This is a genomic window from Candidatus Paceibacterota bacterium, assembly GCA_041666545.1.
In the GTDB taxonomy this organism is placed as follows: Bacteria; Patescibacteriota; Minisyncoccia; order Phycocordibacterales; family JBAYGS01; genus JBAYGS01.
In genome coordinates this window covers 1-18,400 of record JBAYGS010000004.1, presented here as the reverse complement: position 1 = coordinate 18,400, position 18,400 = coordinate 1, and the positions used below count along the sequence as shown (strand labels likewise).

12 protein-coding genes and 3 rRNA genes are annotated in these 18,400 nt (G+C 44.8%); 1 reads left to right on the top strand and 14 read right to left on the bottom strand.

Going from position 1 to position 18,400, the window contains the following annotated elements; translation table 11 throughout:
• Window positions 1-257: 257 nt before the first annotated feature.
• The 8 genes from WCT25_03620 to WCT25_03585 all read right to left on the bottom strand — a co-directional run bounded on the left by WCT25_03620 (window position 258) and on the right by WCT25_03585 (window position 9,385).
• A complete protein-coding gene (locus tag WCT25_03620; GenBank protein MFA6536485.1) occupies window positions 258-416 on the bottom strand; it encodes a hypothetical protein in 159 nt (52 codons plus the stop codon).
• Between the two features lie 104 nt (window positions 417-520).
• Window positions 521-1,180: a hypothetical protein gene (locus WCT25_03615; GenBank protein ID MFA6536484.1), complete on the bottom strand. Its 660-nt coding sequence runs from the start codon at window positions 1,178-1,180 to the stop codon at window positions 521-523.
• A 545-nt stretch (window positions 1,181-1,725) separates the two neighbouring features.
• A complete protein-coding gene (locus tag WCT25_03610) occupies window positions 1,726-2,304 on the bottom strand; it encodes an LAGLIDADG family homing endonuclease (protein MFA6536483.1) in 579 nt (192 codons plus the stop codon).
• A gap of 597 nt (window positions 2,305-2,901) precedes the next feature.
• Window positions 2,902-5,129, bottom strand: a 16S ribosomal RNA gene (locus WCT25_03605).
• 282 nt (window positions 5,130-5,411) lie between these two features.
• Complete coding sequence (secF, locus tag WCT25_03600) at window positions 5,412-6,317, bottom strand: protein translocase subunit SecF (GenBank protein MFA6536482.1); 906 nt, start codon at window positions 6,315-6,317, stop codon at window positions 5,412-5,414.
• 18 nt (window positions 6,318-6,335) lie between these two features.
• Window positions 6,336-7,661, bottom strand: coding sequence for a protein translocase subunit SecD (secD, locus tag WCT25_03595; GenBank protein ID MFA6536481.1), 1,326 nt, complete (start codon window positions 7,659-7,661; stop codon window positions 6,336-6,338).
• Between the two features lie 83 nt (window positions 7,662-7,744).
• Window positions 7,745-7,957: a hypothetical protein gene (locus WCT25_03590; protein MFA6536480.1), complete on the bottom strand. Its 213-nt coding sequence runs from the start codon at window positions 7,955-7,957 to the stop codon at window positions 7,745-7,747.
• A gap of 78 nt (window positions 7,958-8,035) precedes the next feature.
• Window positions 8,036-9,385: an exopolysaccharide biosynthesis polyprenyl glycosylphosphotransferase gene (locus WCT25_03585; GenBank protein ID MFA6536479.1), complete on the bottom strand. Its 1,350-nt coding sequence runs from the start codon at window positions 9,383-9,385 to the stop codon at window positions 8,036-8,038.
• A 125-nt stretch (window positions 9,386-9,510) separates the two neighbouring features.
• Here WCT25_03585 and WCT25_03580 point away from each other — a divergent pair, with 125 nt between their 5' ends.
• On the top strand, window positions 9,511-10,698 hold the full coding sequence (locus tag WCT25_03580) for a glycosyltransferase (protein ID MFA6536478.1): 1,188 nt from the start codon (window positions 9,511-9,513) through the stop codon (window positions 10,696-10,698).
• Between the two features lie 8 nt (window positions 10,699-10,706).
• On the opposite strand, the gene rodA is transcribed toward WCT25_03580, so the two are convergent.
• From rodA to WCT25_03550, 6 genes are all read right to left on the bottom strand, one after another.
• Window positions 10,707-11,870 (bottom strand): rod shape-determining protein RodA, encoded by a 1,164-nt coding sequence (gene rodA / locus WCT25_03575; GenBank protein ID MFA6536477.1) that lies wholly within the window; start codon window positions 11,868-11,870, stop codon window positions 10,707-10,709.
• A 5-nt stretch (window positions 11,871-11,875) separates the two neighbouring features.
• Window positions 11,876-12,634, bottom strand: a complete 759-nt coding sequence (locus WCT25_03570; GenBank protein MFA6536476.1) for a hypothetical protein — start codon at window positions 12,632-12,634, stop codon at window positions 11,876-11,878.
• An 86-nt stretch (window positions 12,635-12,720) separates the two neighbouring features.
• Window positions 12,721-12,939, bottom strand: a complete 219-nt coding sequence (locus tag WCT25_03565) for a hypothetical protein (GenBank protein MFA6536475.1) — start codon at window positions 12,937-12,939, stop codon at window positions 12,721-12,723.
• Between the two features lie 19 nt (window positions 12,940-12,958).
• Window positions 12,959-13,189, bottom strand: a complete 231-nt coding sequence (locus WCT25_03560) for a hypothetical protein (protein MFA6536474.1) — start codon at window positions 13,187-13,189, stop codon at window positions 12,959-12,961.
• 211 nt (window positions 13,190-13,400) lie between these two features.
• Window positions 13,401-13,510, bottom strand: a 5S ribosomal RNA gene (gene rrf, locus WCT25_03555).
• Between the two features lie 84 nt (window positions 13,511-13,594).
• A 23S ribosomal RNA gene (locus tag WCT25_03550) occupies window positions 13,595-17,757 on the bottom strand.
• Window positions 17,758-18,400: the final 643 nt, after the last annotated feature.

Below are 18,400 nucleotides of genomic sequence, written 5' to 3'. Positions count from 1 at the left end.
TTGTCAACATGATTGGTTTGTTTTTGAATGTACGCCCACCTGAGCCCCGACGTTCGCCCGGCGAAGTCGGGATCCCGACCTTACCAAGGCAGGCGTCGGGGCTATACGCGCACTCTGTTAACTATATCATTAATTTTTGGTGAACAGCCACCTGATCGATTCGGACTCCCTAAATACCTAGAGAATTTAGCAGAAAAAAGTCATTCTGGCAAACAATTAGCGCCGGCAACTCCTCGGAGGAGTTGCCGGCGCTGAAACTACGGGGCCTGGCTAAGAATCATACCGGCCAAGGTCCAAAGCCCGGTCGCAATGAACGGCGCGGCCAAGGCGAACATGACGATCTTTTTCCACCCGGCCCCAATGAGGACTTCTTGCATGGTCGGCGGGGCGATTCTGTAGAGGTTTTTCGCTCTCATGGTCTTTTTCCTTTATTCAGTTGACTTTTCTGTTCTGTGTTGTATTATACCAAACCCTAGAAAAAAGTCAACCCCCATACAAAGTACGGGGGTGATTGAAAGAACTACCAGTAGGCCAGCCAGATGACTGTTGTGACTAGCCAGGTTGACTCGTTGCCAGCCTCGCTGATGAACAGACCTTGGTTTTTCCGGCTCCAGCCATCCTGTCTAGCGGCCAAACAGATCTCGAAGATCCGGATGAGCACCGTGACATGGCCGATCAGGAGAGTCGTCCCAACCAATCCGGAATTGTTGCCGTCCCTCACGATGCAATACCCGATGTAGAGCTGCGGGACACTTTTAACGATCAGCGAAACAATTCCGCGAGTGATCGGCTCAGTGATGGTTGCAAACAACGATTCCCTCTTGCGAGCCAACAAGAGAATCGCGACGCCAATCACAATGATTATGCTAAGTAAGCTGTCGGTTGTAGTCCAGACTCCTTTGAGACTGGCGACGACAAACATGACCGACCAAAGCAGGAGCCAGTTGGCATAAACGAACACCACCTGCCCGGCCTTGCGACTTCGAGAATCTCGATAGGCGCCGAGCGCCAAAAAGAGATTGACTAGGACGAATAGCGCACAAAACATTGACCAAGTGATGGTCATACCCTTCGTGCTGTAGAACGACCGAATAACTTGGGGTACAGTGAAGACCCAAGCCATCGCAAACTGAAGCCAGAACAGGAAATCCCCGAACAGCTTCTTGTCTTCTTTTGACATAAGTCTCCTTTTTTGATTGTTCGGGAACTTTTTTAAATCTCGGGCTATTATATCATATTTTGATTAAAAAGTCAATCTAGATTAAGGCAAGCAAAAACCGCCCTTTTGGGCGGTTTTTGCTTTTGAAACATGCTTTATTTTGTTCCGTTCCTCGAGACACTTTCGTGTCGCGTCCAGTCTTTCCCGATGTCAGATTCACTTTTAGGATATCGAATCACTATCCCCTGAAATTAGCCCCTCAGGCGGACATCGTGTATCCATATGGAATACGCGATAACGACCGATTAAGTTGAGATGCATAAATAAATAGGCATTCAACGTTGTTCAATTTGAAATAATCCACGAGCAGCTTCCGCTACCCGTGCCTTGTTACGACTTACTCCCTGTCATTGAGCTCGCCTTAGGCCCACTTGCGTGAGATTTCGGGCGCTCCCAACTCCCTTGAGTTGACGGGCGGTATTTGATGTTGTATAATGTTGCCATTACACTTCTCTTCAACACGGGGCAAGCGGTTTTCCCGCACCCTCGCGTTTTTCAAAGGTTGCTTATTCGATTTTTTTCTCGAATTCACTTACCTTGCCATGATAAGTTTTAGCTTTCTTCCCTAGAGCGCGAAGCTCGTCGCGAAGTTTTACGATTTTGTTAAATCCCCTATCAGACAAATGTTTCTTAGCGCAAATCATCAAAACTATTTGCCTAAAAAGTAGATAGGATTTTTTCTTTTTCGCTTGTAATGGATTTTTATCGAGAAATGGAAATAAATATTCTTTCAGGTCCCAGATGCTCATAATTTTGTACTTCGCATGTGGATACCATCCGTATCGCTCGTATGAGCAATCGTAAATTTTTCCAATTCCGATAGTCACAAGTATTCGCTCCAAGATTTCTTGATCGTCCTTCCGTAATTCTATTTCAAATTCCGGACGAATTTCGAAACCTCTACGCAAAGTTTTGTGCTTTCCAATACTAATCGAAAAAGATCCTTCTCCATCAATAAATCCTGCAACATATTGAGGATGTAACTTTTTCCTTTGAATTTGTTCCTTCCCAAGAGGAAGTTCTAGCTTGGGGTTAAACCGAGCATCTTTCCTTTTGGTACTACGAACTCTGCTGACTTCTTGCATCTCATGATTGTATCATTACTAATACAATTTCTCGGTGTGTATAACACAACGAGGAAAATGCAAGACCTCCCACGGTGACCGAATACACTGTTTCTTCTCATCTCGATGCCACGATACGCATAACAGTTTTTAAAACACAGTAGGCTTCTCCATGTACTCGCAGGATAACCTCTGTTATGCGCCATAACTGGCATTCAAGCTAAGAAATGCTACTTTACTCCTTCATCCCGACCCCTCACGGCGTCGGGACTAGTATTTCGCTTCAAGACACTGTGAATTGTCTTGGTTGGATTTTCCAGTTGTAATTTTTGGGGTCAAGCCTTGCTTGACAATTCTATTAAAATTAGATACCATCGCGACAGAGAGGATTCTTATGAGGACTACGAAAACTGAAACCTTTTTCCTCGTTCTGACCATCATCTGTATCGCTGTTCCGGTGGCCGTGATATGTCTCATTTCCCTGCCAAACTATCTCTGCGAGAGCTTTCTTCAACCTGCCGTGAACAGACGGCTGGGATAATTTATTCCAAGCCCGTACACATCCCGCTTATCGGCGGGTTTTTTAACTTCCCAAAAATTACAACTGGAGCACCAACTAGCGTACTCGATCGCATGGCGACCCGAGTACAAGACTTGAGAACGTATTCACCACAGTATAGCTGACCTGTGATTACTAGCGATTCCAGCTTCATGAGGTCGAGTTGCAGACCTCAATCCGAACTTGGCCGATTTTTCTTAGGGTTGGCTCAGGGTTTCCCCGTCGCATCCCGTTGTAATCGGCATTGTATCACGTGTGTGGCCCAGGGTATCAAAGGGCCATGCTGACCTGGCGTCATCCTCGCCTTCCTCCCAGCACTTTGTTCGCAAACAAACAAAGTGAGTTTATAAAGTTATAAAGTTGAAAGTTCATAAAGCAGAGCTCTTTGCTTTACTTTACAGACTTTATAAACTTTTCACTTTCAACTCACTTTGCGCTTCCGCGCAAAGTGCTGGGCAGTCTCGCCTGACAAATATAACAGGCAACGAGGGTTGCGTTCGTTACCCCACTGAAGGGAACAGTTCAAACCACGAACTGACGACGGCCATGCAACACCTGTCTAACCGTCCTTGTGAGACGACTAACGTTTCTGCTAGCCTTCGATTAGATTTCTAACCCTGGTAAGGTTTTTCGTTTACCGTCGAATTGAACCACATGATCCACCGCTTGTGCAAGTCCCCGTCTATTCCTTTGAGTTTTAGCCTTGCGGCCGTACTACCCAGGCGCTTCTCTTAACGCGTTAGCTTCGTCTCTCAGAGGGTCGATACTCCGAAAAACCAGAGAAGATCGTTTAGGGCGTGGACTACTGGGGTCTTAATTGTTACGAAGTAACGATTAAAAATTAAAATGTAAATCTCAAAATGAAAAATTACAATTTAAAATTAAAAATTACTAGGACAAGTCATTTCTGCTTGTCTCTACATATCGCTATGCAGAACGGACTATATCTTCACCCTGAAATTCAGGGGTCTGGCGTTTAGTCTCTGAGGATCCTTAATATGTGCTGGGAAGGAGGTGTGACCAATCACACTGACTGGTCACACAGGGAGTGCGCTTTAACACGCTGTCCCAGAAGGTAAGAGCCTTGGGGTAGTGCGCAGTTTCTCTGTCCACATACAGAGGCTTACGCTGTTGCCTTCCCAAAGATTACAATCCGAATCCCCTTCTCAACACATACAAGTTTCCTGCTGATTGTCCGCACCGACAAATTTTTACCTTTCGGTATTGTCGGATACAACGGAGTTTCCAGCATATAGCCAAATTTGCTTTCTACTATCACTAGTAGATGAGACATTTGCTCTTTCTCTTCTCCTTTTCACAGGAGCGAGCCTTAGCTTTTTAAAAACAGCGCAGGCCGTGAGGCCGAGTATAGCAAAAGTCCACCAGGACTTTATGCGCGTTTTTAAAAAGCTAAGGCGAGCGTTTATCTAATCCCATTCGCTACCCACGCTTTCGTGTTTCAGCGTCAGGAGTGCTCCAGTCTCTTGCCTTCGCTTTTGGTGTTCCCCATGATATCAACGCATTTCACCGCTACACCATGAGTTCCAGAGACCCCTCGCATCCTCTAGCAGTGCCGTTTCCCGTGCGTACCCCGGTTAAGCCGAAGAATTTGACACAAGACTAACACTACCGCCTACACACCCTTTACGCCCAGTGATTCCGGATAACGCTTGGGGCACTCGTATTACCGCTGCTGCTGGCACGAGTTTAGCAACCCCTTATTCATGAGGTAACGTCAATAAACTTCCTCCCTCATAAAAGATCTTTACGTCCCGAAGGACTTCATCAATCACGCGGCGTCGCTCGATCAAGCTTTCGCCCATTGTCGAATATTCTCGGCTGCGGCCACCCGTAGGTGTATGGACCGTATCTCAGTTCCATCGGTGGGGAACAGGCTCTCACCCCCCCTAAGCGTCATTGCCTTGGTAGGCCATTACCCTACCAACTAGCTGATACTGAATAGGCCGATCATCGAGCGATAAATCTTTACCCCGAAGGGACTATCAAGGATTACCCCGTCTTTCGACGGACTATTCTTGACTCGAAGGTTCGTACCTATTTATTACTACCTCGTCTGCCGGTGATCCAGCACTTTGCTCATAAGCAAACAAAGTGAAATTCCAAATTCCAATAAACAATAACCAAACACTCTCTAGTTTGGAATTTGTCTCTTGGTTATTGGTCATTCGCTTTGCCACTTCCGCGCAAAGTGCCGGACCCCCTAGACTTGCATGCCTTATCCACGCCGCCAGCGTTCATCCTGAGCTAGGATCAAACTCTTAATAAAAATTAGAAAAACTCTCTTGCGAAAGTTTTGATTAATTTTTTTAAGTTTAGAACGGAACAAAACAAAGAATGTTTCTACTTAACCTGCTAAAAGTTAAATTGTTCATCTATCCTAGCAATCACTTTAAAATTACATTATGAGACTTGCATTAGCCCAAGACTTTACTTGGGCGATTCTCATATCTTCTTATTACTTCAAATTGTCAAAGACCCCCGCCCTACTTAGAGCGTGGGGTCTATTATACACGGGGACATTTTGGAGTCAAGGATTTAAATACTATCCCTATTTTCTGCGGTTTTTCAACCTTTCCAAGGTAACCAAGAGAGGCGAACCGATGAAAATTGAAGAATAGGTACCAACCACAACGCCGATAATTAGGGCCAAAGAGAACAGCTTGGTGGCTTCCCCACCGACAAAATAAAGGACAATTAGAGCCAAAAGAGTAGTAAGCGAGGTATTGATTGAGCGGGTAAAAGTTTGACTGACACTCTCCCCCACTACAGTTTCAAAATCTTTTCGGCCATTTGATTCTTTCAGTCGACGCAAATTTTCTCTAACTCGATCAAACACGACAATCGTGTCGTGAACCGAAAAGCCTAAGACCACCAAGATTGCTGTCACGAACAGAGTGTCAACTTCTACTCCCTTGAAATGTCCAAGGATGGCGAAAACTCCGGTCGGGATTAAAACATCGTGGACCAAGGCCAAGACCGCCACCAAGCCATACTTCCAAGATGAAACCGGCTCGGAAACTTTTCGAAAAGCGAAGGTGATGAACAAGACAATAGCCAACATCACCAAAATAATTGAGGTGACAGATTTGCTGGCCGCCTCTTTACCCAAAACCGGACCAATCGAGTCGAAACGCTCCTCGGTAATCTTCTGACCACCAATAGCGAGCGCGTTTAAGACTTGGACCTTTTCTGGTTGAGAAATCTCCCTAGCTCGTACAATGTAGCCGGTATCTCTGGTAGTTCGCACCGAGAAATCCCCAAGATTCAGATTTTTCAAGGCATCTTTGATAACGCCGATCTCTGGTCGAGTGCCGGTATAAGAAATCTCCAGAAGAGAACCCCCTTTGAAATCGATTCCTAAATTTAGGCCCCAGATTGAAATTGAAGCGATTGAGGCCAAAACCAGAATGCCGGAGATGATGTAGAATATTTTTCTGTATTTAACGATTTTCATAATAGATTTTAATCGAGATTAATTCAGGCCATTGCCAAAAAGGAAATGGGAAATTTTGCCTCCGACTTTAGGCATAATCGACAAAAGCAAAGTTCGAGAAACCGTAATCGCGGTAAACATACTGACAATCACCCCGATAAAGAATACCAGCGCAAAACCTTTGACCAGAGCCGTCGAGGCAAAGGAGTAAAGAATAACGGCAGTGATGATACTTGAAAGGTTGGAATCACGAATCGATAGCCAAGCTCTGGCGAAGCCCTCATAGACAGCATCGGAAAGGACTCGGCCACGCTTGAGTTCTTCCTTCATTCGTTCGAAAATCAAAATATTAGCATCCACCGCCATACCGATGGATAGAATGAAGCCGGCAATGCCCGCGGCCGTCAAAGTCACCGGGATTAATTTAAAAATCGCCAAGTTCAAAGCTACATAAACTGCAAGCGAGATGACGGCAATCAGGCCAGGCAAGCGGTACCAAATGATTAAGAAAAGCGCGACAATTATAAAAGCCAAGATGCCGGCCTTCACGCTCGCGTCAACAGCCGCCTCACCCAGAGTAGCGCCGATAGTTTGAGTCGAAACCAGTTTAATTGGGACCGGTAAAGCACCGAGATTTAAATTTCTCACCAAGTCCCGAGCTTCAGTAAGACCGGTCTGACCAGTAAAACCGCCGGAAATGGTAGCTTTACCACCGGCAATAACTTCACGGATAACTGGCGTCGATTTCAAATCACCATCGAGGAAAATCGCCAAACTGCGACCAACATTTTCTTTGGTAATTTTTTCAAACAAATCACCGCCCTCTTTATTGAAAGACAAGACGACAATTCCCTCACCGGTTTGCTGATCAAATTCCAGTTGCGAATGCTCCAAAAGTCGACCGGTGAGGCCTGTTGGAATAAAAACTTGATCCATCGGCTTGTCCTTGACTTCATTCAGATTTTTAACTCCCGCCGCGACGAGGCGAAATTCCAAAATTGGAGTTTGGCCGATTGCCGCCACAGCATCATTAACATTAGTAACGCCTGGCAATTCCACAATCAAGCGACTTTTAATCGAGCCGAAAACATTACCATTTTCAACCTGAACAATCGGCTCTGAAACACCAAAAACATTGACACGGCGCTCGATGACATCTCTTAAGGTATTCATTGAGCTGTCGACATCAGAAGCTGCCAGCGAGGAAACATCGGCTTCATAGACCAAATGGGTGCCACCCGAAAGATCCAGGCCTAATTTAAAAGGAAAGTTCGAGTCTGACTTAACTTGAGACGAATAGACAAAATAACCGATTAAAACGGCTGTGACTAATAGAATAACGGCCCAAATCCGATGTTTTAACATAGGGCGTATCTTAGCCGATTTGATTTAAAACTGCAAATCTTTTTACAATTTAAAAAGCTAGCCTCTCAGGCTAGCAAAGCGACCTATTTTACCTTCTGACAGATAACTTTAGTTCCCCTGATTGACGAGTACCAGCGACGACAATACAACCAGAGTCGATAGACTCCCGCAAAAGGTAGCACGAGAACCCAACACATGAGAGCAACAACCGAGACACCTAGCGTAATCATCACCCCGACAATTTCTGGCGCCACAAACAACAAAACAACAATGACCAGAGGTACTATTATTTCCATAAATCAGTCTTTCTATTCTATTGAAAGACTACACCCAAGAAAAATGTTGTCAATCTAATTACTTATTATCAGCTTGGTCTACAGCCCACTTCTTGAAAGCAGGTCAGCAATCGTTCTTAGGGCAATCTTGATATCCAGAAAGAGTGAACGATTCTTCAGGTAAAATAAGTCGTAGGACAATTTCACTTTGGTATCGTTAAAATTCAAATCCCGTTTTGGAGGATTTTGCTGATTCAATTGGGCCCAGCCAGAAAGGCCCGGCTTGATCAGATGTCTGGCCCGGTAATAAGAAATATCTTTGTCGTAAGCCGAAGCCAAAATTGGCAACTCCGGCCGTGGGCCAATTAATGACAGGTCGCCACGCAAAACATTCCAAAGTTGAGGCAATTCATCAATTCTTGTCCGCCTCAAGAAACCACCAACCCGAGTGGTCCGATTGGTTTGTTTGGCAACAGCATAGCCGGCATCATCTTTGGTCATAGTTCGGAATTTCAAAATCTTAAAAATTTTATTATTCTGACCGATTCGCTCCTGTGAAATAAAGACTGGGCCACCGTCATCAAGTTTAATCGCCAGATAGACGAATGGGTAAAAAACCAAAGAAACTAGACCCCCGATAACTCCCAAGATTAAGTCCATCAGGCGTTTTAGACTATCGTAAGTTTTCTTGGGTGAATTTGAAACATTCTGCAATAGCCAGCCATAGCGGATGAGCGATAGTGGCACCCGATCAAAGATTTCTTCGTAGAGCTTACCAGCATCAAGAAACTTGACCCGAGAAAACAACAATTTATAAAACTCCGGTAAAATTGGCTGAATTTTCTCATGGCTTAAGTCGGCAACAACCAAACTGATCCTGCCATCTTTGAGCTGGCGGTCGATGTTTGAGACGGCTTCTGCCCCGGAGATTTGACTCAAATCTAAAACCGAATCGAAGCCAACCGCATAACGATTGTTATGGTTGATTTCATCGGCCAACTCTTTCATCTCTTCCCCTTCCCCGATTAAAATTGCCGACTGTTTCTCTTTGGACTCCCGAAAACCTCCACCGTACAGACGCCAAATCAAAACCAAAAAGAAAGAAAGGGACAGCTGAATAAACAAGTTGGTTTTTGGTGTTATACCAAAAGACGGGACTAGATAGAAAAAAGCGATTGCCAAGAAACTGTTTACAATTTGGGCCTTTAAAATTCTACTCGGCAGGCGGTTTTTAAAGACCAGAGTTTGCTTACCATAGAGACCGGCAATATAAAATGCCAAAGTCCAAATCAAAAAAATTATGGAAAAAGCCTGAAAGTGGTCAGACAAACGTACCGCGTCCAAAGACGAGCCGTAACGCAAAAAAAGAGTAAACCAAAGAGCTAGCGCAAAAGCTACCAAGTCACCCAGAAATAAAATTAGCGGTTCGCGCTTATTAAAGATTCGCATATGATAATTAAATTATTATACAAATTTTCCCCCAAAAAGCAACAGGATTTTCACCGCCAATTCTTTGAAGCTTTGCGCACCATGCTTTATGCCCCGGGTTTTGGGTTCTGCGCTATAATTAATCAATGACTATGGTTAAAAAGAAAATTCTTTACTTCATTACCAAAAGCAATTGGGGTGGCGCCCAAAGGCATGTTTTCGATTTAGCCACCAATTTGCCTAAAACTAAATTCGAAGCTGTTGTGGCCGCCGGTGGCAGTGGCCCACTGCATGACAAACTGAAGGAAACCGGGATTCGCTCAATCTCTGTCGACTCACTTTCTCGAGACATAAGTACAACTCAAGACGCCCTATCATTTATAACATTCTGGCGACTGATCCACAGCGAGAAACCGGACATCATTCACTTGCACAGCCCAAAAGCCGGCGGTCTCGGCGCCCTCACAGCTCGTCTTTATAATTTATTTGTTCTCCTACATAACTCGCTACCCACTACCCACTACCCACTACCCACTTCTAAGATTCTCTACACCGCCCATGGCTGGCCTTTTAATGAAGACCGTCCGGCCATTCAAAAATATTTAATCCGGCTTTTCTCTTGGTTAACCATCGTTCTGGCCCATCAGACCATTGTCATCTCCGACCGAGAACGCCGACAAGTTAAAAATTTTCTTTTGGTTCAGAAAAAAATCGTCCGTATCTACAACGGCCTCGAGCCAGAGATTGCCTTCAAAAATCGGGCCGAAGCTAGGCAAATTATAAGCAACCAGTTGACCATCGACCAGGAGGCGCCTTGGATTGGCACTGTCGCAGAGCTTCACAAAAACAAAGGTCTAGACTTCGCCATTGAAGCCTGGCCCGAGGTTTTGACTGATAAGCAAAATGCCAAACTCGTAATAATCGGCGAAGGCGAAGAAAGAGCAAATTTGGAGAAAAAGATTGAATTGTTCGGCTTACAGTCATCAATCTTTTTGGCCGGCCGAAAGGCCGATGCCTCTAGCCTACTTAAAGCTTTCGACGTCTTTCTTTTATCTTCAATCAAAGAGGGTCTGCCTTATGTCATCCTCGAGGCCGGGGCCGCCGAGTTGCCGACCGTGGCAACCTCGGTCGGTGGGCTCACAGAAATTATTGACGATATGAAATCCGGAATCTTGATCCAAGCTAGGCACCCCAAAGAAATCGCCAAAGCAATAAATTATTTTTTCAACAAGCCGGAAAATGCCAAGAAAATGGCCCAAGCTCTGAAGACTAAAGTCACCAAAACTTTCACACTTAGAAAAATGCTTCGCGAAACCTATGCCTTATACAGCTAATTTACCCGTTAATTAGGGCCGATAAACTCATTTTTGATTTCATCTTTATGCGAAGCTCTTTGATAGCGTCTCATCCCAAAAAGAATTCCTAGGGCCGTAAACTCAATAACCAAGTGTGTCCCGCCATAGCTTAAAAATGGCATTGTAAGCCCCGTGACCGGCAAGAGGCCTATATTCATGCCGACATGAATGATAAAATGACTCGTAAAAAGAATCGCCACGCCAACACAATAAAGCACCTCAAAATTTGTCGCGCCTCGAATCGCGTTAGCTAAGACGCGCCAAATGACAATCCCGAATAAAATCAATAGCAACACAACCCCGACAAATCCCCACTCCTCCGCAAAAGCCGCGAAAATAAAGTCTGTCTGATATTCCGGTAAAAATTTTAATTTTGACTGCGTGCCATAGCCGATACCCTTCCCTAGCAGGCCACCCGAACCAACGGCAATTGTCGACTGATATGCGTTATAGCCCGCCCCTTGAATGTCAGTGAGAGGATGGATAAAAGTCAAAATCCGTTGCTTCTGATACTCCTTAAAAACCGAGGTCCAGAGACCGCCGAAGGCAATCGCTCCAATCACAAAAACTAGAGCTAAATGTTTTTTGGAAATCCCGGAGACCAAAACCATACCAAGCCAGATTAAGAAAATCACGATTGCCCCGCCAAAGTCCGGCTGAAACAGAACCAACAGGAACAAAACCATGGCGTAAAATCCGGAGACCAAAATATGCCTGATGTTAGCGATTTCGATATGTCGGCGCGAAAAGTACTTAGCCAGAAGTAAAATTAAAACTAGTTTGGCCAAATCAGACGGCTGAAAAGAAAAACCACCGATATCAAACCAGCTTTGCGCGCCTTTAAAAGTACTGCCGACCGCAAATAAGGCAAGAAGTAAAAAAACTATCCCGATAAATAAGGTGACAATAACCGAGGTTCGGCGTAAAAACCGAAAATCATTAAAGGCCAAAAAAAACATTACCAAAAAAGCCAGACCGATCCAGACCAGCTGGTGCTCGAAAAATTTACCCTCACCGGTAAATGAATTCATCGTTGTTAAGCCGGCTGCCAAAAGCGGAACAACCGCACCCAAAAGCCACCAATCGATGTTGGGTTTAGATATTATCCGCGAGAGACCGCCGCCGTAAATCAGAGATTCAAAAAACTTCATACAAGTCAGAGACCAACTGTCCTAACCAGAATCTCAACTTTTGAAACCGAGGCCGAGAATTTTTCCGGCCAGGTAAAGACGACCGGGGCCGAAGTACCTTTATCCAAAAAATCTACCTTTGTCCTCGAAAAAGCAACAATATTGTCAGAGGCATCATAGATTAAGGCCACCAACTCCAAATTCGAAATAGCCGCCAAAGAAGTATTCTCGGCCGTAGCCTCCACGCGTGGCAAACCAGATTTTTCAGTCAGTTGTTTGCCGGAAATCCGAATACCAGTTGCCAAATTGGTCGCTGGTTGCCAAACGAAGGGTGAGGTAAATTCAAAATTGACCCGAACCGGAGTGCGTTCACCGGTATCAATCCCGCCTTCAAAAATTGCAAAGGCTTTGTTTGGCGGAATCGAGGTGATACCACGACGCTCCGAGACCAAAATCCCATTGGCATCATACAGACGGAAGCTGTAAGAAATCTGTTGGACACCAACATCAAGATTGGTATTTTCAACATAAGCGACCGCGTTATAAATACCGGAAACGACCCGGTCAATACGCGACCAGAGCACGGCCGGTGTCGGGCGCTGAAAATCACAAAGTTGCCGGCAAGAACCGCCACAATCGATTCCGAGCTCATCACCATTTTGTTTACCATCGGTACAGCTAGCCGAATCATAGCTTGCAAAAAACACCGGCACGCCGACAATTATGGCAATCGCCAAAATTAAAACCGAAAGATAGGCCACTTGCCTCCTAGATGACCAAGACATGAGAAGATTATAACACCCCGTTAGAAATAGGTCATTAAATCAGCCTTCATGGATAATTGGTGCACCGCTTCTAACAAAATCTGATTTTACCTATATCCGATTTTGGCAAGCGACTCTTTCAAAACCTGCATTTGTCTGTTGGCAAATTCAATGAACAGAAAGGTGGGTACATTCTTAATATCGCCTTCTACCTTCTGACTTTTTAGGGTCATCGCTTCAAAAGAATCTATAAGCTTTTGTAATTCGACTATCGCAGCCTGTGCACTCTCAAAAGGATTTTCTTGATTTGGTTCTCTTTCTGACATAATTAGTTCAGTTCCTTGATTATTGTAATTTATCGTTTATTTTCAGGTTTTCCTTAACAGCTAAATACAAGGCAACATCTGGATGCCCCTGAATTTTCTCAAAATTCGAGCCGTATAGGGTCGTCTTAAGATTTGTTGCCACATCCATCACATTGAGTTTGTCGTCGGCATGTACTCTCGCTTCTGAGGATATCCCCTCAAACACTTTAAAGGCCTGAACCGCTGGCGACTGTTCCAGTTTTTCGAGCATCTCTTTTAGCTTAGAAAAATACTCTGCTTCCCAAGTAGGTGTCCTTTATTTTTTATACGCTTCAGCCGCCTCCATCTCGTCAAGTAAGCCCATAATTGATTAACTTCCCCGTCGATAATTTACGGGTACTAATAATTTATAATGCAGTCATTATAGCACACACGACCAAAAACCGCCCCAGTGGACGGTTTTTGAGATTTTGAAGGCTTTGTTCTGGCGACTACCTACTTTTGCCCAGTAAAGGACTATCATCGGCACTACAGCGCTTAACTGCTCTGTTCGGAATGGGAAGAGGTGTGACCGCTGCGTCAAGTCACCAAAACAAAGCCTTCAAAACGGGGTCTTTTAAAACAAGTAAAATAAGTTCTATCGTCAAAATCTGAAGATAGTAATATGGCATTCACATTTCCTAATAGGATCGGGCAATTAGTACACCTCGGCTCAAGCGATTACTCGCCGTACACCTAGTGCCTATCACCTGGTCATCTCCCAGGGCCCTCAAACGATTCCTAATCTTGGGGTTGGCTTCCCTCTTAGATGCTTTCAGAGGTTATCCATTCCGAACATAGCTACTCTGCGATGCCCTTGGCAGGACAGCAGACACACCAGAGGTTCGTTCATTTCGGTCCTCTCGTACTAAAAACAAATCCCCTCAAGAATCAACGCCTGCAGTAGATAGGAGACCAACCTGTCTCGCGCAATGGTAGCCAGAAGATTGATTCAGGATTCATGAATTATGATTCAAGAATAGACCTAAATACAAAATGCTTCTAACGCCGGAATTACTTCCGGGATCGGACTATAGCATTACCTAATAGAATCTGGATTCAGGATTCTTGATTCAGGAATAATTCTTGAATCTTAAATCTTAATCTCTTGAATCTACTTGGTAGTCGATGTTTAGTCTCTACGGGCGCCGAGATTTTTTTAGCGGTACTCCGCTCCAAAAAATCCAAGTGCAGTCGCTTCTTAGCGAGCTGCCGCACACATTAGGCTTCCCTCGGTATTCTCCATATTATTGGAATCCACCGATATAAATCGACTTCTTCTCGAGTAGAATCTTGATTCATGATTCATGATTCTTGATTCAGGAATAATTCTTGAATCTTAAATCTTATCTCTTGAATCTACCCGAGACCGCCACGATATGGTTGTTATTCTATCTTTTCAATCCGTTTCAGGCATCATAAAAATGCCCGACCAAAATTAATTGGATTTTTAAACGGAATTTTATAAACGAAAAATTTTAAATACTCTCAATAGGATTCAGACTGCACAATAGTCAAAAGTTCATCAAGTTATCAAGTCTATCAAGTAAATTCAAAATACTCTTGCATTCGGTCATACTTCAAAACTTTATAACCTTATAACTTTATAACTTCTGTACGGTCTGAACCCAGCTCGCGTAACTTTTTAAATGGCGAACAGCCATACCCTTGGGACCTTCTCCAGCCCCGGGATAAGTTGAGCCGACATCGAGGTGCCGAACTCCGCCGTCGATATGAACTCTTAGGCGGAACTAGCCTGTTATCCCCAGAGTAGCTTTTATCAGATAATCTCCGGCCGCATCTAACGCGGACCGTCGGTTCACTTTGCTCCACTTTCGTGCCTGTTTGACACTGACGTCTCACAGTCAAGCCAGCATTTGCCAATACACTATCGGTACGGTTTCCATTCGCACCTAGCTGACCTTAATAGGCTCCTCCGTTACTTTTTAGGAGGATAGCGCCCCACTAAAACTACCCACCAGATACTGTCTCCGTTCGTTTTTTCCGAACAGGTTAGAATATACACTTTTAAAGAATGGTGTTTCATCGACGGATCCACAACGCCCGAAAGCACTGCTTCAAATCCTACCATCTACGCTACGCATCAAAAACGTATAGCCAATACCAAGTTGTAGTAAAGCTTCTGGGGTCTTTTCGTCTAACTGCAGGTAACCGGCATCTTCACCGGTATTGTATTTTCACCGAGCAAGTCTCCGAGACAGTTCTCCAGTCATTACACTATTCAACGCGTCAGAACTTACCTGACAAGGAATTGCGCTACCTTAGGACCGTTATAGTTACGGCCGACATTCACCCGGGCTTACAACAGTCAGCAGGCACATCACGCTTCGCGCGATGTGAAATATCGACATATCGATATATCGAAATCTCACATCACACAGAGTGTGATGTGCCCACCGCCATTGTTTGACCTTCGGGCATTGGTCAAGTGTCACCCCCTATACATCCTCTTGCGAGTTCGCAGGGAGCTGTGTTTTTGATAAACAGTTGCCAGAGATACTTTAGCTGCGGCCCCCATCACGCGAAACGCGATGATGAAAATTCCAATAACCAAGAAACAAATTCCAAACAAATCACAAGCATCAATTTTTCAATCACCAACTTCGGCAAGCCGAGTTTGATTATTGAAATTTTGGTCATTGAGTATTGTTTGATTATTGTATCTTGGAGCTTGGTTATTCAACTTCACATTCCATGTGATGGGGGCAAGCCTTATTCCGAAGTTACGGCTGCTTTTTTGCCGAGTTCCTTGGAGACCTCTCACTCGTTCGCCTTGGGCTACTCGCCCTGATCACCTGTGTCGGTTTGCGGTACGGACCGTCTACTATTAATCTTAGAAGATTTTCTCGAGGGGCTCGTCATAAAAATTTTCCTCTGCCGAAGCAGAAAAATTTGTCCAACGCTCGAAGTTTGAATTTAATCAGCCCTCCGGATTTTCCTGGAAGACACCTCTAATCGCGAGACACGCTAATCCAATAAAGCGCTCTTATTAATTTCCCCCGTCCCTTCATCGAACAATAGACGGGTCACGGAATATTAACCGTGTGTCCATCGGGTTCGGCTTTCGCCATTCCCTTAGGCCCGACTAACCCTTGGCTGATTGTCATCGCCAAGGAAACCTTGATCTTTCGGCGTTCCGCGTTTTCAGCGGAATTGTGGTTACTTGTGCCAACATTCTTACTTCGCAACGCTCCAGTGTGGCTCGCGCCTTCACCTTCACAGCAGATGCGAAAACTCTCCTACCAATATTACTACCTAAGCAGTAATAGTTCCCAGTTTCGGTACTATGTTTAAGCCCCGGTAATCTGCGGCGCGAAATCTCTTAGTGAGTGAGCTGTTACGCTTTCTTTAAAGGATGGCTGCTTCTAAGCCAACCTCCTCACTGTCAGAGAAATTTCACCACCTTAAGTGCACTGAACATAGATTTTGGGACCTTAAATGGGGATCCGGGCTGTTTCCCTTTTGACCAATGGAGCTTAGCCCCCACGGTCTAACTGCCGCATTTTTGACTCACGGTATTCGGAGTTTGGTTGGTCTCGCGATCTTTCGACCTGTCGAGACCATCCAGTGCTCTACCCCCGTGAGGAACACGCGACGCTAACCCTAAAGCTATTTCGGAGAGAACCAGCTATTACCAAGTTCGATTAGCTTTTCACTTCTTACCACAAGTCATCCGAGAGTGTTGAACGGCTCACCGGTTCGGGCCTCCCGCCTCCTTTCGGAGGCGTTCACCCTGCTCATAGTAAGCTCACTTGGCTTCGGGTCTAATGTATTCGACGAACGCGCTGTTCGCACTCGGTTTCCCTATGGCTCCACCCTCTTCAGGCTTAGCCGGGCCGAATACATTAACTCGTTGGCTCATTCTTCAATAGGCACGCCGTGACGGACACATCACGCGAAACGCGATGATGCAGTAAAAAGTTCATCAAGTTATCAAGTCTATCAAGCAGAGAATTTTATTCTTTTACTTTAAAACTTTATAACTTTCAACTTTTAAACTCGCACTTCACATTCCATGTGATGTGCCCGCTCCGACTCCTTGTAAGCATATGGTTTCAGGTCTATTTCACCGCCCTCGCCGGGCTGCTTTTCACCTTTCCCTCACGGTACTAGTTCACTATCGATCTCTTAGAGTATTTAGCCTTACCGGTTAGTTCCGGCAGATTCCCTCAAGCTATTCGTGTCTTGAGGTACTCAAGAATGACAACAAAAAAGAGAGTTTATTTTCATGTACGGGACTATTACCCTCTAGGGTGTATCTTTCCAGATACCTCCATTAACAAACTCTTTTGTAACTTTTCTCGATATAAAACCGATGTTGTCACCTTACAACCCCCAGCCGCATCACGCCAAGCGCGATGCAGAAATCCCAATAACCAAGAGACAAGCTCCAAACAAATCCCAAATTCCAAATTTTTAACATTTGGACTTTGGTTATTGATTATTGTTTGGTTATTGTTTCTTGTGATTTGGTTATTCTGCATCACACCGAGTGTGATGAGGCCAGGTTTGGGCTCTTACGCTTTCGCTCGCCGCTACTCACGCAATAACTATTGTTCTCTTTTCCACCTGGTACTGAAATGTTTTACTTCCCAGGGTGCGCACCTAACCATCTAGTGATTAGGTACTGACTAAAAAGTCAGTGGGTTTCCCCATTCGGAAATCTCCGGATCAAAGGTTGCTAGGCACCTCCCCGAAGCTTATCGCAGCTACGCTACGTCCTTCATCGCCTCTTAAGAGTCAAGGCATCCACCATATGCTCTTACATTCCCATTAGGAAATGTAAAAACCACATATTATTACTTACAACGTTTTGCTTTACAAAACGTACTTACCTGTTTCTCCCATGCAATTAACATAACTTAAATTAAATGCATGTTTAGTTGGCCGAACCTGCTCGGCTCGACCAACACTGCCTGTAAATGCAATAAAGACCCCCGTCGCGCCATCGCGACGAGCATTACGGCAGGATTCGGTTGTCAAAGTGACTGTCGCTCTGAATGATTTTCTTTCCGGACCCGGCAAATTTTTTGATTCTTCAAAAAATTTGCCTGATCAAGAATTTCACTAAAAAATCCGCTTGGGGGCGGAGTTTATAAGACAACAGGATAACGACCGGTCTTATGATTTCCGCTTGGTTTTAAGTGAGTTAGCTGATGTATACATTTGTAGACAGTAGTATACACGAGGCTATTTGAGAGTCAAGCGGAATGTGCACTATCTAGAAGATAAGTCACGGAAGTGGATAAAAGGCAAAGATTTGGCCCCGGCCGAGGCCGCCTCGGCCGGGGCCTTTCTCCCGTTAACTAATCAAGACCTTCGCAACACCTCCAGAGGTGTTTGGTAACTGATTCCCATGTGGGTTCTCTCTGAATTGTAGTACGGTAAAAAAGTTTTGAGAGCTTTGCGAAAATGGTAAATT